This window comes from uncultured Sphingomonas sp. (assembly GCF_934560975.1).
Taxonomy (GTDB): domain Bacteria; phylum Pseudomonadota; class Alphaproteobacteria; order Sphingomonadales; family Sphingomonadaceae; genus Sphingomonas_I.
On sequence record NZ_CAKTFO010000005.1, the window covers coordinates 167,322 to 183,563 of the forward strand.

The 16,242-nt window shown below is 66.3% G+C and carries 20 protein-coding genes and 1 tRNA gene; 8 read left to right on the plus strand and 13 right to left on the minus strand.

Annotated features, from left to right (window positions below; genetic code table 11):
• Nucleotides 1–29: 29 nt before the first annotated feature.
• Together Q0D93_RS06125 and Q0D93_RS06130 are read right to left on the minus strand one after the other, a co-directional pair.
• Nucleotides 30–518: a PAS domain-containing protein gene (locus Q0D93_RS06125; protein ID WP_294392067.1), complete on the minus strand. Its 489-nt coding sequence runs from the start codon at nt 516–518 to the stop codon at nt 30–32.
• Between the two features lie 181 nt (nt 519–699).
• Nucleotides 700–1,554 (minus strand): manganese catalase family protein, encoded by an 855-nt coding sequence (locus Q0D93_RS06130; RefSeq protein ID WP_294392068.1) that lies wholly within the window; start codon nt 1,552–1,554, stop codon nt 700–702.
• Nucleotides 1,555–2,093: 539 nt separating this feature from the next.
• Here Q0D93_RS06130 and Q0D93_RS06135 point away from each other — a divergent pair.
• Nucleotides 2,094–3,269: a zinc-dependent alcohol dehydrogenase gene (locus Q0D93_RS06135; protein ID WP_294392069.1), complete on the plus strand. Its 1,176-nt coding sequence runs from the start codon at nt 2,094–2,096 to the stop codon at nt 3,267–3,269.
• 441 nt (nt 3,270–3,710) lie between these two features.
• Nucleotides 3,711–4,334 (plus strand): carbonic anhydrase, encoded by a 624-nt coding sequence (locus Q0D93_RS06140; RefSeq protein ID WP_294392070.1) that lies wholly within the window; start codon nt 3,711–3,713, stop codon nt 4,332–4,334.
• A 628-nt stretch (nt 4,335–4,962) separates the two neighbouring features.
• On the opposite strand, the gene Q0D93_RS06145 is transcribed toward Q0D93_RS06140, so the two are convergent.
• Entirely contained in the window at nt 4,963–5,778 is an 816-nt protein-coding gene (locus Q0D93_RS06145) for a hypothetical protein (protein WP_294392071.1), read from the minus strand.
• A 179-nt stretch (nt 5,779–5,957) separates the two neighbouring features.
• Between Q0D93_RS06145 and Q0D93_RS06150 the strand changes: the two genes are divergently transcribed.
• Complete coding sequence (locus Q0D93_RS06150) at nt 5,958–6,185, plus strand: hypothetical protein (RefSeq protein WP_294392072.1); 228 nt, start codon at nt 5,958–5,960, stop codon at nt 6,183–6,185.
• A 4-nt stretch (nt 6,186–6,189) separates the two neighbouring features.
• Complete coding sequence (locus tag Q0D93_RS06155) at nt 6,190–6,660, plus strand: hypothetical protein (RefSeq protein ID WP_294392073.1); 471 nt, start codon at nt 6,190–6,192, stop codon at nt 6,658–6,660.
• Nucleotides 6,661–6,710: 50 nt separating this feature from the next.
• Here Q0D93_RS06155 and Q0D93_RS06160 read toward each other — a convergent pair.
• The 5 genes from Q0D93_RS06160 to infA all read right to left on the minus strand — a co-directional run bounded on the left by Q0D93_RS06160 (nt 6,711) and on the right by infA (nt 8,833).
• Nucleotides 6,711–6,786 (minus strand) — tRNA-Phe (locus tag Q0D93_RS06160).
• A gap of 40 nt (nt 6,787–6,826) precedes the next feature.
• Nucleotides 6,827–7,024, minus strand: a complete 198-nt coding sequence (gene yacG / locus Q0D93_RS06165) for a DNA gyrase inhibitor YacG (RefSeq protein WP_294392074.1) — start codon at nt 7,022–7,024, stop codon at nt 6,827–6,829.
• Nucleotides 7,002–8,003, minus strand: coding sequence for a ribonuclease (locus Q0D93_RS06170; protein ID WP_294392075.1), 1,002 nt, complete (start codon nt 8,001–8,003; stop codon nt 7,002–7,004). Before Q0D93_RS06170 ends, yacG begins: the two co-directional genes overlap by 23 nt.
• Complete coding sequence (locus Q0D93_RS06175; protein ID WP_294392114.1) at nt 7,996–8,565, minus strand: nucleoside triphosphate pyrophosphatase; 570 nt, start codon at nt 8,563–8,565, stop codon at nt 7,996–7,998. The genes Q0D93_RS06170 and Q0D93_RS06175 overlap by 8 nt, the downstream gene beginning before the upstream one ends.
• A 49-nt stretch (nt 8,566–8,614) precedes the next feature.
• The gene (gene infA, locus Q0D93_RS06180; RefSeq protein ID WP_003049127.1) at nt 8,615–8,833 is read right to left on the minus strand and encodes a translation initiation factor IF-1; all 219 of its coding nucleotides are present in this window, start codon (nt 8,831–8,833) and stop codon (nt 8,615–8,617) included.
• A 162-nt stretch (nt 8,834–8,995) separates the two neighbouring features.
• Between infA and pdeM the strand changes: the two genes are divergently transcribed.
• Nucleotides 8,996–9,661, plus strand: a complete 666-nt coding sequence (pdeM, locus tag Q0D93_RS06185; RefSeq protein ID WP_294392076.1) for a ligase-associated DNA damage response endonuclease PdeM — start codon at nt 8,996–8,998, stop codon at nt 9,659–9,661.
• A gap of 25 nt (nt 9,662–9,686) precedes the next feature.
• On the opposite strand, the gene msrA is transcribed toward pdeM, so the two are convergent.
• Nucleotides 9,687–10,385, minus strand: coding sequence for a peptide-methionine (S)-S-oxide reductase MsrA (gene msrA, locus Q0D93_RS06190; RefSeq protein WP_294392077.1), 699 nt, complete (start codon nt 10,383–10,385; stop codon nt 9,687–9,689).
• A gap of 101 nt (nt 10,386–10,486) precedes the next feature.
• Here msrA and Q0D93_RS06195 point away from each other — a divergent pair, with 101 nt between their 5' ends.
• Nucleotides 10,487–10,912, plus strand: a complete 426-nt coding sequence (locus Q0D93_RS06195) for an OsmC family protein (protein ID WP_294392078.1) — start codon at nt 10,487–10,489, stop codon at nt 10,910–10,912.
• Nucleotides 10,913–10,997: 85 nt separating this feature from the next.
• Here Q0D93_RS06195 and Q0D93_RS06200 read toward each other — a convergent pair whose 3' ends face one another.
• The 3 genes from Q0D93_RS06200 to Q0D93_RS06210 all read right to left on the minus strand — a co-directional run bounded on the left by Q0D93_RS06200 (nt 10,998) and on the right by Q0D93_RS06210 (nt 14,686).
• Nucleotides 10,998–12,200 (minus strand): pyridoxal phosphate-dependent aminotransferase, encoded by a 1,203-nt coding sequence (locus Q0D93_RS06200; RefSeq protein ID WP_294392079.1) that lies wholly within the window; start codon nt 12,198–12,200, stop codon nt 10,998–11,000.
• Nucleotides 12,201–12,373: 173 nt separating this feature from the next.
• Entirely contained in the window at nt 12,374–14,116 is a 1,743-nt protein-coding gene (gene pabB / locus Q0D93_RS06205; protein ID WP_294392080.1) for an aminodeoxychorismate synthase component I, read from the minus strand.
• Nucleotides 14,117–14,191: 75 nt separating this feature from the next.
• A complete protein-coding gene (locus Q0D93_RS06210; protein WP_294392081.1) occupies nt 14,192–14,686 on the minus strand; it encodes a DUF4142 domain-containing protein in 495 nt (164 codons plus the stop codon).
• Nucleotides 14,687–14,797: 111 nt separating this feature from the next.
• Between Q0D93_RS06210 and Q0D93_RS06215 the strand changes: the two genes are divergently transcribed.
• Entirely contained in the window at nt 14,798–15,463 is a 666-nt protein-coding gene (locus Q0D93_RS06215; RefSeq protein WP_294392082.1) for an MBL fold metallo-hydrolase, read from the plus strand.
• On the opposite strand, the gene Q0D93_RS06220 is transcribed toward Q0D93_RS06215, so the two are convergent.
• Entirely contained in the window at nt 15,460–15,867 is a 408-nt protein-coding gene (locus Q0D93_RS06220; RefSeq protein ID WP_366510257.1) for an MAPEG family protein, read from the minus strand. The genes Q0D93_RS06215 and Q0D93_RS06220 overlap by 4 nt on opposite strands.
• A gap of 179 nt (nt 15,868–16,046) precedes the next feature.
• On the opposite strand from Q0D93_RS06220, the gene rpmF reads away from it, so the two are divergent.
• Nucleotides 16,047–16,226: a 50S ribosomal protein L32 gene (gene rpmF, locus Q0D93_RS06225; protein WP_294392083.1), complete on the plus strand. Its 180-nt coding sequence runs from the start codon at nt 16,047–16,049 to the stop codon at nt 16,224–16,226.
• Nucleotides 16,227–16,242 lie beyond the last annotated feature (16 nt).

Below are 16,242 nucleotides of genomic sequence, written 5' to 3' on the forward strand. Positions count from 1 at the left end.
GCCATATCCCGCTCGACCCGCAGGCCTGCTCAGCGAGCCCGCTCGACGAGATCCCTGAGCTTGGAGGTGGTGCTCCTGATCTGCTGGACGACGTCGGCATAGAGCGCACGCTGGTGATCGGCACTCGCCCTGTGCACGGTGATGTCACGCTGGGCCGCCACCCAGTGGGTCACGTCGTCATCCTCGCCCCGTATGGCGGAGATCACCCACTCGACGACGTAGGGGGTTCCGTCCTTGCGGTAGTTGATCGCCTCGCCATGGAAGTATCCGTGCTGTTCGAGACCCTCACGAAGCCGGTCAAGCACGTCGCGGTCCGTCGCCCGTCCCTGCAACATGCGGGGCGTGCGCCCGATCACCTCGTCGGCGGCGTATCCGGTCATCGCCTCAAAGGCGGGATTTACATAAACGATCGTCGGCCCGGGCCGTGTCAAGACCGCCTCCGTAATCACCACGGCTTCCGTGATCGCCGTCAGCGCGGCCTCGCACAATCCGGGAACATTCTTGCCTCCGACCCGCATAACACCTCGAAGCTTGCCCGAAAATCGCCGCTTGCCTGCTAAAATCAGGAAAGTCGCTCATCGAGGTAAGGGCGGTGCATTGCCATGCCCGGCATCGGCGCGGCCAACGATTGCGCCTGGGACGATACCGACGTCGCACCCGATGAAATGCGGGCCGGGTGGATGCCCGACCCGCAATCTCTTACCCGATCTGCTGCGTTTCGGCACCGCTGTCCGGCCGCGCCGCGCCGAGCACGGGCGTATCGCCGAGCGGCTCGTTGCGGAACACGGTGAACTGGCCCTTGCCATCGATCGACGGGCCGCTCGTCCAGCGCCCCTCGGGCACCGAACCATCGACGGAGGTCGCGTAGAAATTGTAATTGTTCTGCTGGTCCTCCTCGCTCTGCGGGAAGGAGTTGGGGATCGGCAACGTGCCTTCATGCCCGCCCAGCTCCTCGACCACGGCGAGCCACTGCTGCTGGTGCATGGTGTCGCGTGCGATCATGTAGTGGAGCATCTTCTTCATGCCCATGTCATCCGTCGCGTTAAAGAGCCGCACGGCAAGCACACGGCCCGTGCTCTCGGCAGCCACGTTGCAGTACATATCCGCTGCGATGTTACCGCTGGCGTAGATATGGCCCATGTTGAACGGCACGCCGTCCGAATCCATGGGCATGGCCGCAAGACCCGCGGAGAGCAGGTTCTTGTGGATCATGCCTTCGATCGCGCCCCGGCCGTTGCCGCCGCCCATGATCGTTCCGACGATGCCGTCGGTGGCGCCCTCCTCCTGCAGCGAAGTCGGTGCCTTGTCGAGATTGAGCGCAACCGCGGTCGCGAGCATTTCGATATGGCCGATCTCCTCGGTGGCGGTGTGAAGAAGCATGTCGCGATACTTGGTGGTCGGCGCGCGATTACCCCATGCCTGGAAGAAATACTGCATGCAGACGCGTATCTCACCCTCCACTCCGCCTATCGCCTGCTGAAGCAGGGTAGCAAATGCAGGATCAGGCTTTTCGACCACGACCGGATATTGGAGGCGGCTGTCATGATAATACATGGGACACTCCAGCATAATATACTCCGCCCCCAACGTTTCACATCCAAGGAATCCGTCAAAAAACCTGTAAATTATTTATAGCCGCTGCCTTGATGTGGATTGAAACACAAATGTCCGTTTCGTTCGTTGTTGATCTTTAAAGTCATTACGCAACCGCCTTAGATGCATATTAATTATGCATTTATTTGATATTCGCCTATCCAAATTAACCTTCATCCTTGTCCCGGATGGCATTCGAGAGGCCACATGGTCGGGATGGAGGGATTACGGGCGGCTGATCGGCAAAACGCCGTTGAAGACGCTACTGCCTCCTTGCCGGCCGGAAGTTCGGGCGGATCGGATCGTTGAGAACAGCCGCTGTCCGATCGGTGTGCCGACGCCCAGGCCCCGGATCGGAACGCGTCGCCGCTCGCACCGGAAAATTGTTGCCATGGAAAGCCGCGGGATACCGAACCCATTCCCCGATTGGGGGCGTTAAGCAAGAACAGGCGCTTGTCCCATTGCGGTGGAGCCCCTGCTCAAGAGAACGGAGAAGAAGCATGCGCGCACTATGTTGGCACGGTAAGGGGGACGTCCGCGTCGACACGGTTGCGGATCCGGAGATCCAGCATCCGCGTGACGCGATCATCAAGGTCACCGCATGCGCCATCTGCGGGTCGGACCTTCACCTGCTGGACGGTTACCAGCCCACCATGGAGGCTGGCGACATCCTCGGCCATGAGAATATGGGCGAGGTGGTAGCCCTCGGGTCCGAGGTCACAAACCTCAAGATCGGCGACCGCGTGGTGGTGCCGTTCACCATCAGCTGCGGCGACTGCTGGTTCTGCCGCAAGGGTCTGTTCGCGGCATGCGACCGGACCAACCCCAATGCGGAAATGGCCGCCAAGGCGATGGGTCACTCGCCGGCCGGACTGTTCGGCTTCAGCCACATGCTGGGCGGCTATTGCGGCGGCCAGGCCGAGTATCTCCGCGTGCCGATGGCGGATATCGGCCCGATCAAGATCCCCGACAGCGTCACCGACGAGCAGGCGCTGTTCCTGTCCGACATCTTCCCGACCGGCTACATGGCCGCCGAGAATGCTCAGATCGAGCAGGGCGATACCGTCGCGATCTGGGGCTGCGGCCCGGTCGGACAGTTCGCCATCCGCTCCGCGCTGATGATGGGCGCGGGTCGCGTGATCGCGATCGACGAGGTGCCTGAGCGCCTGGCCATGGCCGAGGCCGGCGGTGCCGAGACGATCAACTTCGCCGAGACCGATGTTTATGACGAGTTGCAGGCGCGCACAAAGGGGCGAGGCCCCGACAGCTGCATCGATGCCGTCGGCTGCGAAGCCGCCGCTCACGGTGCCGCGGACGCCGTGCTGGACAAGGTCAAGGCAAGCGTGATGCTCGCCACCGATCGCGTCCATGCGCTGCGGCAGGCGATCATCAGCTGCCGCAAGGGCGGTACGGTGTCGGTGCCCGGCGTTTATGTCGGCATGGGCGACAAATTGCCGATCGGCGCGGCCATGAACAAGGGACTGACCATCAAGCTCGGCCAGACCCACGTGCAGCGTTATACCCAGCCGCTGCTCGACAGGATCGTGGCCGGGGACATCGATCCCAGCTTTGTGATCACCCATCCCGCCAGCCTGGAGGACGCACCCGAAATGTACGCCAGGTTCCGCGACAAGGAGGATGGCGTTATCAAGGTCGTGATGCGCCCGCACGGCTGAACCAGCCGTCCTGAACGGTCACGCTGCGCCCGACGTTCTCTTTGACACGTCGGGCGCAGCAACGAGGCCGGATGCGGTCATGCGGGCTCTTTCCTCCCGCTCCGGCTTCGGCTGTCCATTTCCCGTCCTCGCCCGATCATCCCTGCGCGGCATCGGCGGGCAGGCATTCCCCGTCGACGCGCAGAGGCGGGCGGGCATCCTGATCGGGCGCCGCCCCGCCGTGCTGGGTATCGGCGCGCACCGGGGGCGGCGATCAGACCCGGTTGACCCCTGGGCCTTATCTCGCCCGCATGGTTGCTGGTGGGCGTGCTGAACTGCTCCATCAGGTAAGCGAATGCTAACCGCCGGCATGCAGAAACCGATCCTTACAAATGAGCGATGCGTTCGTGAGCTTTGCATCCCACTTTCCGTGATCGTTGGGAAAAAGAAGGAGGATCATCAATGGCGACGAGCAGCAGTCTTTCCGCACAGCCGACCCCCGATGAGGCATTGCAGCGCCTGGTCGACGGCAACGACGCCTTCGTGGCCGACCAGCCGCTGCCATCGGACCTGTCGCGCGAGCGCCGACTGGAACTTGCCGAGGGTCAACAGCCGTTTGCCACCCTGGTCGGTTGTTCGGACTCCCGCGTCGGCCCCGAGCAGCTCTTCGGCGCCGGCCTGGGCGAACTGTTCATCGTGCGCACCGCCGGCAACAATGTCGATACCGCGGGCATGGGGTCGATCGAATATTCGGTTGCCGTATTGAAGGTGCCCCTGATCGTCGTGCTGGGCCACGATAGCTGCGGAGCGGTGGCGGCGGCGACCGACGTGGTCACCAAGGACACGCGCTTCCCGGGCAGCATAGGGCGGATGATCGAACCCATCATTCCGGCCGTGCTCGTGGCCCGTCGGGAGGTGGGGGAAGAGAATCTGGTGGCCAGGTCGGTGGAAGAGAATGTCCGGCGCATGGTTGAGCGGCTGCGGACATTTTCCGAGCCGATGCTCCTTACCCCTCAGGAGCAGGGCGAGTTGAAGGTCGTGGGCGCGGTTTACGAACTCGCCACCGGGCGCGTGCGCTGGCTCTGACGCCCGACCATGTCGCCCGCGGGCGACACGACATTCTGAAGCAGGCGCGGCCGCCAAGCCGTGCCTGCCTCACCTATCCGAAGCCGCTGTTCGATCACCCCACGCTGCGCGCGGCGTGCTTGACCTGATCGTCAGATCCGGGCCGCAGGAGCGCCCGCTAAGTCTGTCGACGACTCTTGCGGCCGGGCCCTTGATGAAACTTGTGCAGGCGTGCCTTGCGTCAGCCTTGTTCGGCACAGGCGCGGGCATCCGCTCCATGCGTCGTCGCATAATGACCAAACTCTGACATTTCGTAGACTCTGGAGAACATCGGCAGGCTGCTGCGTCTGATCCTGACGCTGGCAAGCACATCAGTATCGCCGACCGCTTCCCCAATCGCGCAACATGCCGCGAGCACCAGCAAGCGTGTTACCGCATCCGACGGCTCTTGCCGCGCTTCAAAGGCTCTTGCTGGGTTTCCTCAGCCCTCCAATGGGCCAGGTCAGTCCGCAATTGCCGGATTTCACCAGAAGCCGCTCGCCTAACCTACCCCGAAAGGGGCATATTTTCACGACTGAGCGGCTGATTTTGTCCGAACGCGACTTTCATAGCACAGCTCTTTTCAGATAAAAATGCTCAACTGCGCACCCTACAATCGATGCAGCTCCCGCTCCGTCTCTCGGCGGGACCAGGCGCCTGGCATGGTGGGTTCCCAGCCAGCCTTCCGCAGACGGCGGAGCGCCTGCGGGACCGTGACTTCCATGGCGAACGCGATCTCCGAAAGCGTGATGATCTCGCGGGCTCGCTGCTCGACGTCAGCGACCCGATAGATCTGCGTCGTGGTCCCGGAGACGGGCAGTCCCTTCAGGACGCGCGTGCCGGTGGCGCTGATGTTGAGGGTGGCCAATGCTTCGCGCTGGACCATGAACTCGGAGAACCGAAAGTGCGGGAACGAGGCTCGACCGAAATGGAGCCCTCCGAACTGCTTTGCCAACGACCTTGGGATAAGGATGCGATCGACGAGCAGTGCGGCACCAGTCAGCAGCATGAAATCGATCTCGCTCTCCAGCAATGCTTCGAAGACCGGCCCCCAGGGCTTCTGGCGTCCACCGACCGCGAGCATCGCCTGTCTGAGGGTGATCGGGTCGCCCACGGCGGGGCAGGAGCCGGCATCGACCCTACGAAGAAAGTCAGCAGCGTCAGCTGACGAGATGTTGGGGGGCATATCTGGCAGGCTCGGCGCCGTGGCGGCGAGGACGCCGGACACGATCAGCTGTTCAACGCCGTGGAAGGAAAGACCCTGACGGCTGGCGAACGCCTGTACCTCGATGCCATCGTGCCATTCCTCGGCCAGCCGCGACAGCTCGGTCCTTTTGAATGCCGGCATCATGCGATCGCCGAAGGGCTTCTGGTGAGGCGTAACGGCACCCGTCTTCCAGACGCCGATCAGCGTATCGGGCGACATTCGAGCCTCTTTGGCTGCCAGATGGATGCCGATGAGCTGACGGGCACGTTGCGGCGGAGAACACGCCTGTTCCGACGCGGTTCGGCCGCCGAGGCTACGGTACGCCGAACCAAGACGTCTCCAGGTATGCTCTCGGTGATCCCGATGCCATCGCAGACGAGGACGAATTCCTGCTGTCCTTGAACCGCTTCAACGTCATGGCATCCAGGCCGCGTGCGAAACTGGTCGTGCTGGCGAGCCAGGAGGTAATCAACCATTTGCCGGGGGACATTGATGTGATGCGCGAGTCTCGGCTGCTCAAGTATTTCGCGGAGACGTTTCTGGACGCTCGTAACGCATGCGAAATCCCTTTCATGGATGGGCGGGCGATCAGCCGGAAGCCCGGGTCGCTGCGGGAAAAGAGCTAGGAACGTGGCCAATATGAAGACGATGGCAGAGCTCTGGATCGAAAGGGCGTGGGACGCTTTGGAAGACGACGACGATGTCGCGGCTGCCCAGCATGCTCTTCATGCCCTGAGGATGAACCCTCATGCGACAGACGGTCTTCTCGCGCTGTCGCAGACCGTCGACGTTCGACCTGTACGGTCTGCGCTGCTGCGTGAAGCCGTGCGAACCAGCAAGGATCAGTTGCAATCCCGCCTGGACGACGCAGAAGACATGGAAGCGATGGAAACCCTGGAGGGGCATCGGCACGTCTGGGCGTTGAGAGCACTCGGCCACTTTCTCGCGGATAGTCCCGATCCAGGAGATCAGGAAAGGGCGAGATCCTTCACGGACGAAGCAGAGCAATTGGACCCCAAAGACGCATCCCGCTCACGGACGCATTTCGAGAGCGGCGATGTGGTCGTCGTTCAGGGAAATTTCCGCAATCCGTCGGCTTGAGCGGTGCAACTGAAAAGAAGAGCAGCTTTTCGTGAAAGCCCGCAGCAATATGGTGCCCAGGGACGGGATCGAACCGCCGACACCGTGATTTTCAGTCACGTGCTCTACCAACTGAGCTACCTGGGCACGGCAACGTTGGGAGGCGCGCCTATAGGGGGTGTTTGGCTTAACTGTCCAGCCCGTTGCGATCAGAATCTTGTTCATCCGCCTCCACCGGCCGTCCGGGGATGCGATATCCGTCCGAAAGCCACTGGATCAGGTCGCGATCGCGGCATCCCCGGCCGCAGAACGGCTTGAATGCGGGCGTGGCGGGCTTGCCGCAGCCGGGGCAGGCGGCGCGATCAGGATGGGAGGCGGATGGCATGTCCGGCCGATATGGGCAGGTCCGGCCGCTCCGACAAGCATATCTCCGCCCCGATTCGCATCGCCAGCGCGGCCCGCCAGGCGGGCCGCGCCGCCAGCCGCCGAATCACCTGGGGATGCCCTTCCAAGGTCACCGGCCCATGGCCGCCGGCCCGCTCGGCCCGTGCCAGCAGCGCCAGCGCGGCGGTGGCGACGGGATCGGCGGCAATCCGCTCCATGATCGACGGCCTCTCGCGCCGGCGCACGATCTGGAGAAAGCCGAAGCCGTTGACGCCGGTGCGCTCGAACGGCTGCGGCAGGGCGGCGTCCAGCGCCTCCGCCGCCGCCAGCCGCCCGGCCTTGTCCGGCAGGGTCGGCAGGTCGATCCCGATCGATCCGGCGATGCCGAAGCGCCGGATCGCCGCTCCCGCCAGGCCTGCGCCGGCGCGGGCCAGTTCGGCCGCGCTGGTGGCGCCGTCGACGTCGATCAGGGTCATCGCCGGGGTTAGGGCGATGCGCAGCATGGCCTGGGGCCGGGCGACGATGCCGCTCGCCGCCTCCTCCATCGCTTCCGACCAGCCCGCCTGCTCCAGCAATCCGGCGGCGGGCGTGGTGGTGCGGACGGCATGTCCGGCAGCGCGCAGGCGGGCGAGCAGATCGGGGCCGTCGCCAGGCAAGGCGTCGGGGGCTGCCGGCCGCACCACCGGTGGCTTCCACCCGCCCGCTTCGGGCAAAGCCTCGCGCACCACCTCCACCCGCAGGGGCGCACCTTCGGTCAGGCCCTTGGGCACCGGCTGCAACCGTGCCACGACCCCGCCGGCGAGCATCACCACCCCGCGCCCGGAGGCGTCGGCGCGCTTGTTCAGTCGCGTGTCGAGGAACGCGCCGGCGCGCGGGCGCGGATCGTCGTCGCGCTCGATCGCCATTTCGACGATCCGGTCGTGCTCCACCAAGGCCGCCCGGCATTCGCCGATCCCGGCCTCGTGGAGCCATTCAGCCAAGCGGATATCCGGCGGACAGCAGCAGGGCGCGTGTCTCGAACAAGGGCAGGCCGATCACGCCCGAATGGCTGCCCGCCAGGAAGCGGACGAACGCCTCCGCCCGGCCCTGGATGGCATAGCCGCCCGCCTTGCCCAGGCCTTCGCCGCTGGCGACATAGGCGTCGATCTCGGCCTCGGACAGCGGCTTGAACGCGACGATCGTGTCGGCCAGCCGGGTGCGGGCCGCGCCGTCCGCGCCGATCACGCAGATGGCGGACAGGCAATGGTGGCGGCGGCCGGACAGGCGGGACAGCAGGTCGCGCTGGATCGCCTCCGTCTCCGCCGGCGGCAGGATGCGGCGGCCGAGCGCGACCGTGGTGTCGCCGGCGATCACGATCTCGCCCTCGCCACGCGCCACCGCATGTGCTTTCTCCACCGCCAGGCGCAGCGCATAGGCGCGCGGCCCCTCGCCCTTGCGCGGACTTTCGTCGATCGCGGGCGATTCGATCCGGTCCGGCGCTGCGCCGATCCGGGCCAGCAGGTCGCGCCGGCGCGGGGACGAGGAGGCGAGGATCAGGCGCATCGTCGCCGGCTCCGTCACCGGGCGCACGCCATCGCGTGACGCGACGCGATCACTTGAAGCGATAGGTGATGCGGCCCTTGGTCAGGTCATAGGGGGTCAATTCGACCAGCACCTCGTCACCCACCAGCACGCGGATGCGGTTCTTGCGCATCTTGCCGGCCGTGTGGCCCAGGATCTCGTGATCGTTTTCCAGCCGTACCCGGAACATGGCGTTGGGCAGAAGCTCAACCACCTGCCCGCGCATTTCCAGCAATTCTTCTTTCGCCAAGCGAAGTCCTCTAACATTGTCGGAATGTTGTAAAAAGCGGTGCCCCCCTAGCCTTTGGGGGCCAAAAAGGAAAGCTGCGCCGCATTTGACTATATAGGAGGGGGTCGGCGTTCCCGCCACGGCGGTTGCATGGGGTGGCCGATCATGCTTATGGCGGCGGCGATGGTTCGCTTTTCGTTCTGCGGTGTCGAGTTGGCCGCATTGCCCGCCGGCGCGCTCTACTGGCCGGCCCGGAACGCCTTGCTGGTGGCCGACCTGCATCTGGAAAAGGCCAGCTGGTTCGCCGCGCGAGGACAGATGCTGCCGCCGTACGATTCCGTCGCGACCCTGAGCGCGCTGGACGCGGTCCGCCAGGCGACCGGGGCGGGCGAGATCTGGTGCCTGGGCGACAGCTTCCATGACCGGCGCGGGTGCGAGCGGCTGTCGCCCGACGCGCGCGCGCGGCTGGTCGCGCTCACCGCCGCCACCCGCTGGACATGGATCACCGGCAATCACGATGCGGAGATCATCGACCATTGCGGGGGCGAGGTGGTGGACGAGATCGCGGTGGACGGCCTGGTGCTGCGGCACGAGGCGGATGCGCGCGACGGCCGCCCCGAACTGTCCGGCCATTTCCATCCCAAGCTGCGCCTGTCCGTACGCGGCCGCAACGTCGCCCGGCGCTGCTTCGTGGCGAGCGGGACCAAGGTGATCCTGCCGGCTTTCGGGGCGCTCACCGGCGGCATGGATGCGGACGATCCGGTGATCCTGCGCGCGATCGGGGGGGGCAAGGCGCACGCGTTGATCCCGGTCGAAAACCGCCTGCTGCGCTTTCCCCTCGCCGCCTAGCTGCTCGCCCTGCCCGCCGGGGCGGTCAGCCGCGCACCAGAGCCGGCCGCGCCCGCCAGGATTGCGGATACATCCGCTTCAGCGCCACCACCTTGGGCAGATCATTCACCCGGATGTAGGGCGAATCAGGGTGCAGCGTCAGGTAATCCTGATGATAGCCCTCCGCCGGGTAGAAGGGCTGGGCCCGCTCGATCTGCGTCACGATCGGCCGCTGCCACAATTTGGCCTGGCGCAATTGCTCCAGATACGCTCGCGCCACCCGCGTCTGCCGTGCATCGCTGGGAAACAGAGCGGAGCGATATTGCGTGCCCGTATCCGGCCCCTGCGCGTTCAGCTGCGTGGGATCGGCCACCACCGAAAAATAGATACGCAGCAGGTCGGCATAGCTCACCACGCGCGGATCGAACACGACCCGTACCGATTCGGCATGGCCGGTGTCGCCCTCCGACACGCGCTCATAATGGGCGGTCGCGGCGCTGCCGCCGGTGAAGCCGGACACGGCGCTCTCCACGCCCTTCACATGCTGGAACACGCCCTGCACGCCCCAGAAGCAGCCGCCGGCGAATATCGCCGTCTCGCGACCGGTGGCGGCAGGCGTGGTCACCACCGCAGCGGGCGCGGGCACGGCCGTTTCGGCGGACAAGGACGATGCGCCGCCGACCAGGGCGACAGCCGAGCCGAGCATAGCCGCACCGGCCAGAAAACGAGACGCAACACGGTTCATACGCGAACTCCGCTCTGATCGTCCTGATATAGGAACAAGCGGATGAACCGGAAGGGCGGCACGCTCGTTGGCGGGCGGACTCAATCGATGGAGGATCCCGCATGACCGTCCGCACCGCAAGCGCGCGCTACGAAGGGCTGGGCAAGGCCGGCAAGGGCCATGTCAGCAGCCAGTCGGGCGTGCTGTCCGACACGGCCTATGGCTTCAACACCCGCTTTGGCGACGAAAAGGGCACCAATCCGGAAGAGCTGATCGCCGCCGCGCACGCCAGCTGCTTCACCATGGCACTGTCCTTCGCGCTGGCGAAAGCGGGGTTCGAGCAGGGCACGCTCGACACCAAGGCGGCGGTGACGCTCGACCCGGACGGCGACGGGTTCAAGGTGACCAGGTCGGCCCTCACCCTCCAGGCCAGCGTGCCCGGCATCGACGCGGATCGCTTTGCCGAGATCGCCGCCGACGCCAAGGCCAATTGCCCTATCTCCAAGCTGCTCGATGCGGAAATCACGCTGGATCACACGCTCAGCTGACGCGAGCAGGCGCCAGACGACCTTGTGCTCCCGCGCAGGCGGGAGCCCAGGGGGTCACGCAGCACCCTGCCGGCGGGGCGCCCGATCAGCGCAGCGCCGCGCAGGCCTGCTGGATGCGGGTGCAGGCTTCGGTCAGCACCGCCTCCGACGTGGCGTAGCTGATGCGGAACGCGGGTTCGAGGCCGAATGCCTGCCCGTGCACCGCCGCCACCCGGATGTCGTCCAGGAAATAGTCGATCAGTGCCGCATCATTGTCGATCCGCTTGCCGCCGGGCGTCGCCTTGCCGATCAGCCCCGACACGTCCGGATAGACGTAGAAGGCGCCGTCGGGCGTGGGGCAATGCACCCCCTCGATCGCGTTCAGCATCCCCACCACCAGGTCGCGCCGCCGCTGGAACGCCGCATTGCGTTCGGCCAGGAAGCCCTGGTCGCCATTGAGCGCCGCCGTCGCCGCCGCCTGCGCGATCGAGCATGGGTTGCTGGTCGACTGCGACTGCAGCTTGGACATGGCCTTGATGATCTGCTGCGGCCCACCGGCAAAGCCGATCCGCCACCCGGTCATGGCATAGGCCTTGGAACAGCCGTTCACCGTCAGCGTGCGCTCGTACAGGTCGGGGCAGACCTGGGCGATGGTCGCGAATTGGAAATCGCCATAGACGATATGCTCGTACATATCGTCCGCCATCACCCATACGTGCGGATGCTTCAGCAGCACTTCGCCCAGGGCCTTCAGCTCCGTCGCGGAATAAGCCGCGCCGGTGGGGTTGGAGGGCGAGTTCAGGATCAGCCACTTGGTGTTGGGCGTGATCGCGGCATCCAGTTGCGCGGGCGTGATCTTGTAACCCTGCGCCGCGTCCGCCGCGACGATCACCGGGGTGCCGCCGCAATATTGCACGATGTCGGGGTAGGAGACCCAGTAAGGCGCGGGGATGATCACCTCGTCGCCCGCCTCCACCGTCGCGACCAGAGCGTTGAACAGGGTGTGCTTGCCGCCCACGTTGACGCTGATCTGACCCGGCTGGTAGTCCAGGCCATTGTCGCGCTTGAACTTGGCGGCGATGGCGGCCTTCAGCTCGGCCGTGCCGTCGACGTTGGTATATTTGGTCTTGCCGGCGCGGATCGCCTCGATCGCGGCCTCCTTGACGAAATCGGGCGTGTCGAAGTCCGGCTCGCCCGCGGCCAGTCCGATCACCTCGATCCCTTGCGCTTTCAGGTCCAGCACGCGGCTGGTCATGGCAAGCGTGGGCGACGGGCTGATGCGGCCAAGCGCGGCCGAAAGGAGGCTCATGGATCGGGTCTTTCCGCTGAAGGGCAAGAAGGCGGCGCGGCTATAACCGCAGCGTCCGCGATTGGGCAACCCGCGCGCGCCGCACCGGGCAACGACCCAATTGTCACGAACCGGCGCGATGGCGAGGATCGTGCCTGGACGGCATCATGCGCGCAACATTCGTGCGCCGGCGATCAGACGAGATGCGCCGGCATCATCCCCCGCACGTCATTGCCCAGGAAGAAGCCGCCGCACAGGTCGGCCGCCGTCAGCGCCGCCTCCACCGCCTCGCCCCGCTCGATCATCAGCGCGCGGTGGACGCCGGGCAGCAGCCCGGACGCGATCGGCGGCGTCAGGTAACGCCCGTCCCGCGCGACGAAGATGCTGGTGAAGCTACCCTCCGTCAGTTGCCCGTCGGGCCGCACGAACACCACCTCGAACGTGCCCGCCACCGCCCGCGCCTCGTCATAGAAGCTGCGGTCGCTGGTCTTGTGGCGCAGGCGGAAATCCTCCGCCGCCACCGGCAGGGGCACCACCCGCACCCCCACCGACCCGTTTGCGACCGGCGGCAGCGCGCTCGTTTCGATCGCCACCGAACCGCTCGGGCTCAGGCGCAGGCGCACCCGCGCGAATTCGGTCAGGCGGAAGGTCGCGGCGTGCAGCTCGTTGCGCACGTCGTGGCGGTTGAACTGGAAGTCGAACCGGCTGGCGCTCGCCCCCAGCCGGGCGACATGCGCCTCCAGGTTGACGAGCCCGTCCAGCGGATCGAACCGCATCGTCTCGATCAGGTCGAACGGGCGGTTGGGCGCGGTCACGAACGCCCCCTTTGCCAGGCATTCGGCCCATTCCTGCTCGGCGGTGGAGTCCGCGACAACCGCCGAACCAAGGCCGATCCGTGCCTCATCCGATCCCTCCTCCAGCACCAAAGTGCGGATCGCGACGTTGAAGGCGGCGCGTCCGCCAGGGGAGATGTAACCCACGGAGCCGGTATAGGCTCCACGCCTATCCGCCTCCACGGCATGGATAATTTCCATCGCCCGAACCTTGGGCGCGCCGGTGACGGAGCCACAGGGGAACAGCGCCTCCAGCACGTCCACCGCGTCGCGCCCGGGCGCAAGCTCCGCCGTCACCTCCGACACCATCTGGTGGACGGTGGGGTAATGCTCCACCGCGAACAGGGCCGGCACCCGCACGCTCCCCGGCCGCGCCACCCGCGCCAGGTCGTTGCGCAGCAGGTCCACGATCATCAGGTTTTCCGCGCGGTCCTTGGTCGCGGCGGCCAGTTCCGCCGCCGCCGCCCGATCCTCCGCCGGGTCGGCATGGCGCACCCGCGTGCCCTTCATCGGCCGGGTCAGGACGTGCCGGTCCTCCAGGGCGAAGAACAGTTCGGGCGAAAAGGACAGCAGCCAGTCGCGCCCGTCATGGACGATCCCGCCCCAGCCCGCGCCGCCCGCCGCGCGCAACCGCGCGTAGAGCGCCAGCGGATCGCCATGGATGCGCACGGCGGCGCGAAAGCTCAGATTGGCCTGGTAGATGTCGCCTGCCGCGATCCAGTCGAGCACCTGCCGGATCGCGCGGTCATACTCGGCGCGGGTCACCTGGGGCCGGGGCGCGCCCGCCCACGCGCCTGCCGCATCGGGCAGCGAATCGGGGTCGAACGGCTGGTGCCCGGCAAACAGCCCGAACCACAACAACGGGCGGCCCGCGGGCTCGCTTAGGCCACCCAGGCGGGCTTCCAGCGCATGACCCGCCTCGTAGGCGAGCCAGCCGGCGGCATGATGACCGGCCGCCACCGCCGCCCGCACCCGCCCCAGCGAGTCGCGCACCTCGGCGGGTTCATAGGCCGCGACGATCTCCACCGGATCGCGGAACAGCATCCGCCGCCCGCCCGGCCTGGCATCGTCGAGCAGCACAAAGGGCGATCCGGCGCGAAGCATGGACCGCCCTCTGCCGTGTCGGCACGTGTCCGGCAATTGGCGGGCGCGAATCGGCCACGCCCGCTCGTCACCGGCTTACATCGACATGCGCGACAATTCGTCGATGTGATGCTGCACCACCGGCGCGATCTTCGCCGCCGCCGCCTTCAGCGGCGCGGCCGTGCCGGTCGCGGCATAATCCTTGTGCAGCGCCAGCGCCTCCTGGTGGGCGGCACGCTGCTGCTCGATATACAGGCGGTCGCGTTCCGTGCCCTTGGCGCGGGTCAGGTCGCTGACCATCCGGGTCTGCTTGGCGTCCAGCTTCGGCGACTTGGGCGTCAGGCCGCTCTTCTGGGCGGCGGCCTTGACCTCGGCGGTGCTGGTCGTGTGGTCCTTCACCATCTGGTCGGCGAAGCGGCGGATGTCGGCATTCTTGGTCGTCGCCAGCACCAGCTGGCTGGACTTCTTCTCATACATGTCGCTGGCGCCGGCCTTGCTGACATACACTGGGGGCGCGGGGGCGGCGACGGCTGCGCCGGCGATGAACATCGCGGCCGTGACGGCCAAGACGCTGTGCGTGCGGGTGATCATGGACAATCCTTCCTAGACTCTCTGGCCTGTTGGCCGCGACCGAACGCGCGAACCGTGCGATCGGATGCGTCCGGTCTTGCTGCCGGCTCCCTCCATTGCCATGCCGGGGGCATGAGTTCGCACCCCCCGCTCCGCGCCGCGATCATTCCGGTCACGGCCTTTCAGCAGAATTGCACCCTGATCTGGTGCACCACGACCATGCGCGGCGCCTTTATCGACGCCGGCGGAGACCTGCCGCGACTCAGGGCAGCGGCGGCGCAGGCGGGCGTCACCATCGAAAAGTTGCTGGTGACCCACGGCCATGCCGACCATTGCGGCGGAGTGGCGGCGCTGGCGCAGGAGCTTGGCGTGCCGGTGGAGGGCCCGCACGAGGAGGATCGCTTCTGGATCGCCGGCCTCAAGGAGGACGGCCCCCGCTTCGGGATCGAGGCGATGCCGTTCGAGCCGACTCGCTGGCTCACCGACGGCGACACGGTCACGGTCGGCAACCTCGTGCTCGACGTTTATCACTGCCCCGGCCACACGCCCGGCCATGTCGTGTTCCACCACGCGCCCTCACGGCTGGCGCAGGTGGGCGACGTGCTGTTCCAGGGGTCGATCGGCCGCACCGACTTTCCGCGCGGCAATCATGACGACCTCATCGCCTCCATCACCGGCAAATTATGGCCGCTGGGCAACGACACGACCTTCATCTGCGGCCATGGCCCGATGTCCACCTTCGGGCATGAACGGCAAAGCAATCCCTACGTATCGGACCGCGCCCTCGGCTGGGCCTAGCGCGCGACCCCATAGGCGATCAGCACCGCCCACAGCACCAGCCCGGCGATCGTCGCCCAGGTCAGCAGGATGCCACTCAGCCGCAACGGGTTCGGCGCCGGCCGCTCCATGCCGAACGGGTGCAGCACCCGGCCGATCACCAACGCCGCGCCCGCCGCCCACAGCCAGGGCGACGCGCCGACCCGCAGCTCGACCAGCAGCATCAGGATCAGCGCGATCGGCACATATTCGTTGAAGTTGGCGTGGGCCCGCCCGCGCGCCAGCAGCTGCGGCACCTCGCCGTCGCCCACCATCACCTTCTTGGCCACCCGCACCTGCGCCACCCGCAGCCCCAGCCACAGGTTGAGTAGACCCATCGCAGCGGCGATAATCAGCGTGATAACGGGGGCGGCGGCAATCTGCACGGGCGTTTCTCCTGGGCTTTCGCGGCCTCATGCCCCGCATGCACTTGCAAGGCGAGCGGAAATCGCTATAGCCCCGGGCCTTCGCGACGCGTCCGGCCCATCGGCCCGCGGCCACATGGTCGTTCGGCACGAAGGCAGGGCGCGTCCTTTTGTTTCAGTCCTAGAAGACAGGTGCCGAGATGGCAGTCCCCAAGAGAAAAACCTCGCCGTCGCGGCGGAACATGCGCCGTAGCCACCATGCGCTGCAGGCGGCGTCCTTTCAGGAATGCTCCAACTGTGGCGAGCTCAAGCAGCCGCACAATCTGTGCGGTCACTGCGGGCATTATAACGGTCGCGAGATCCTCCCGGTCGCCGAATAAGCCTGGAGGATTGCGG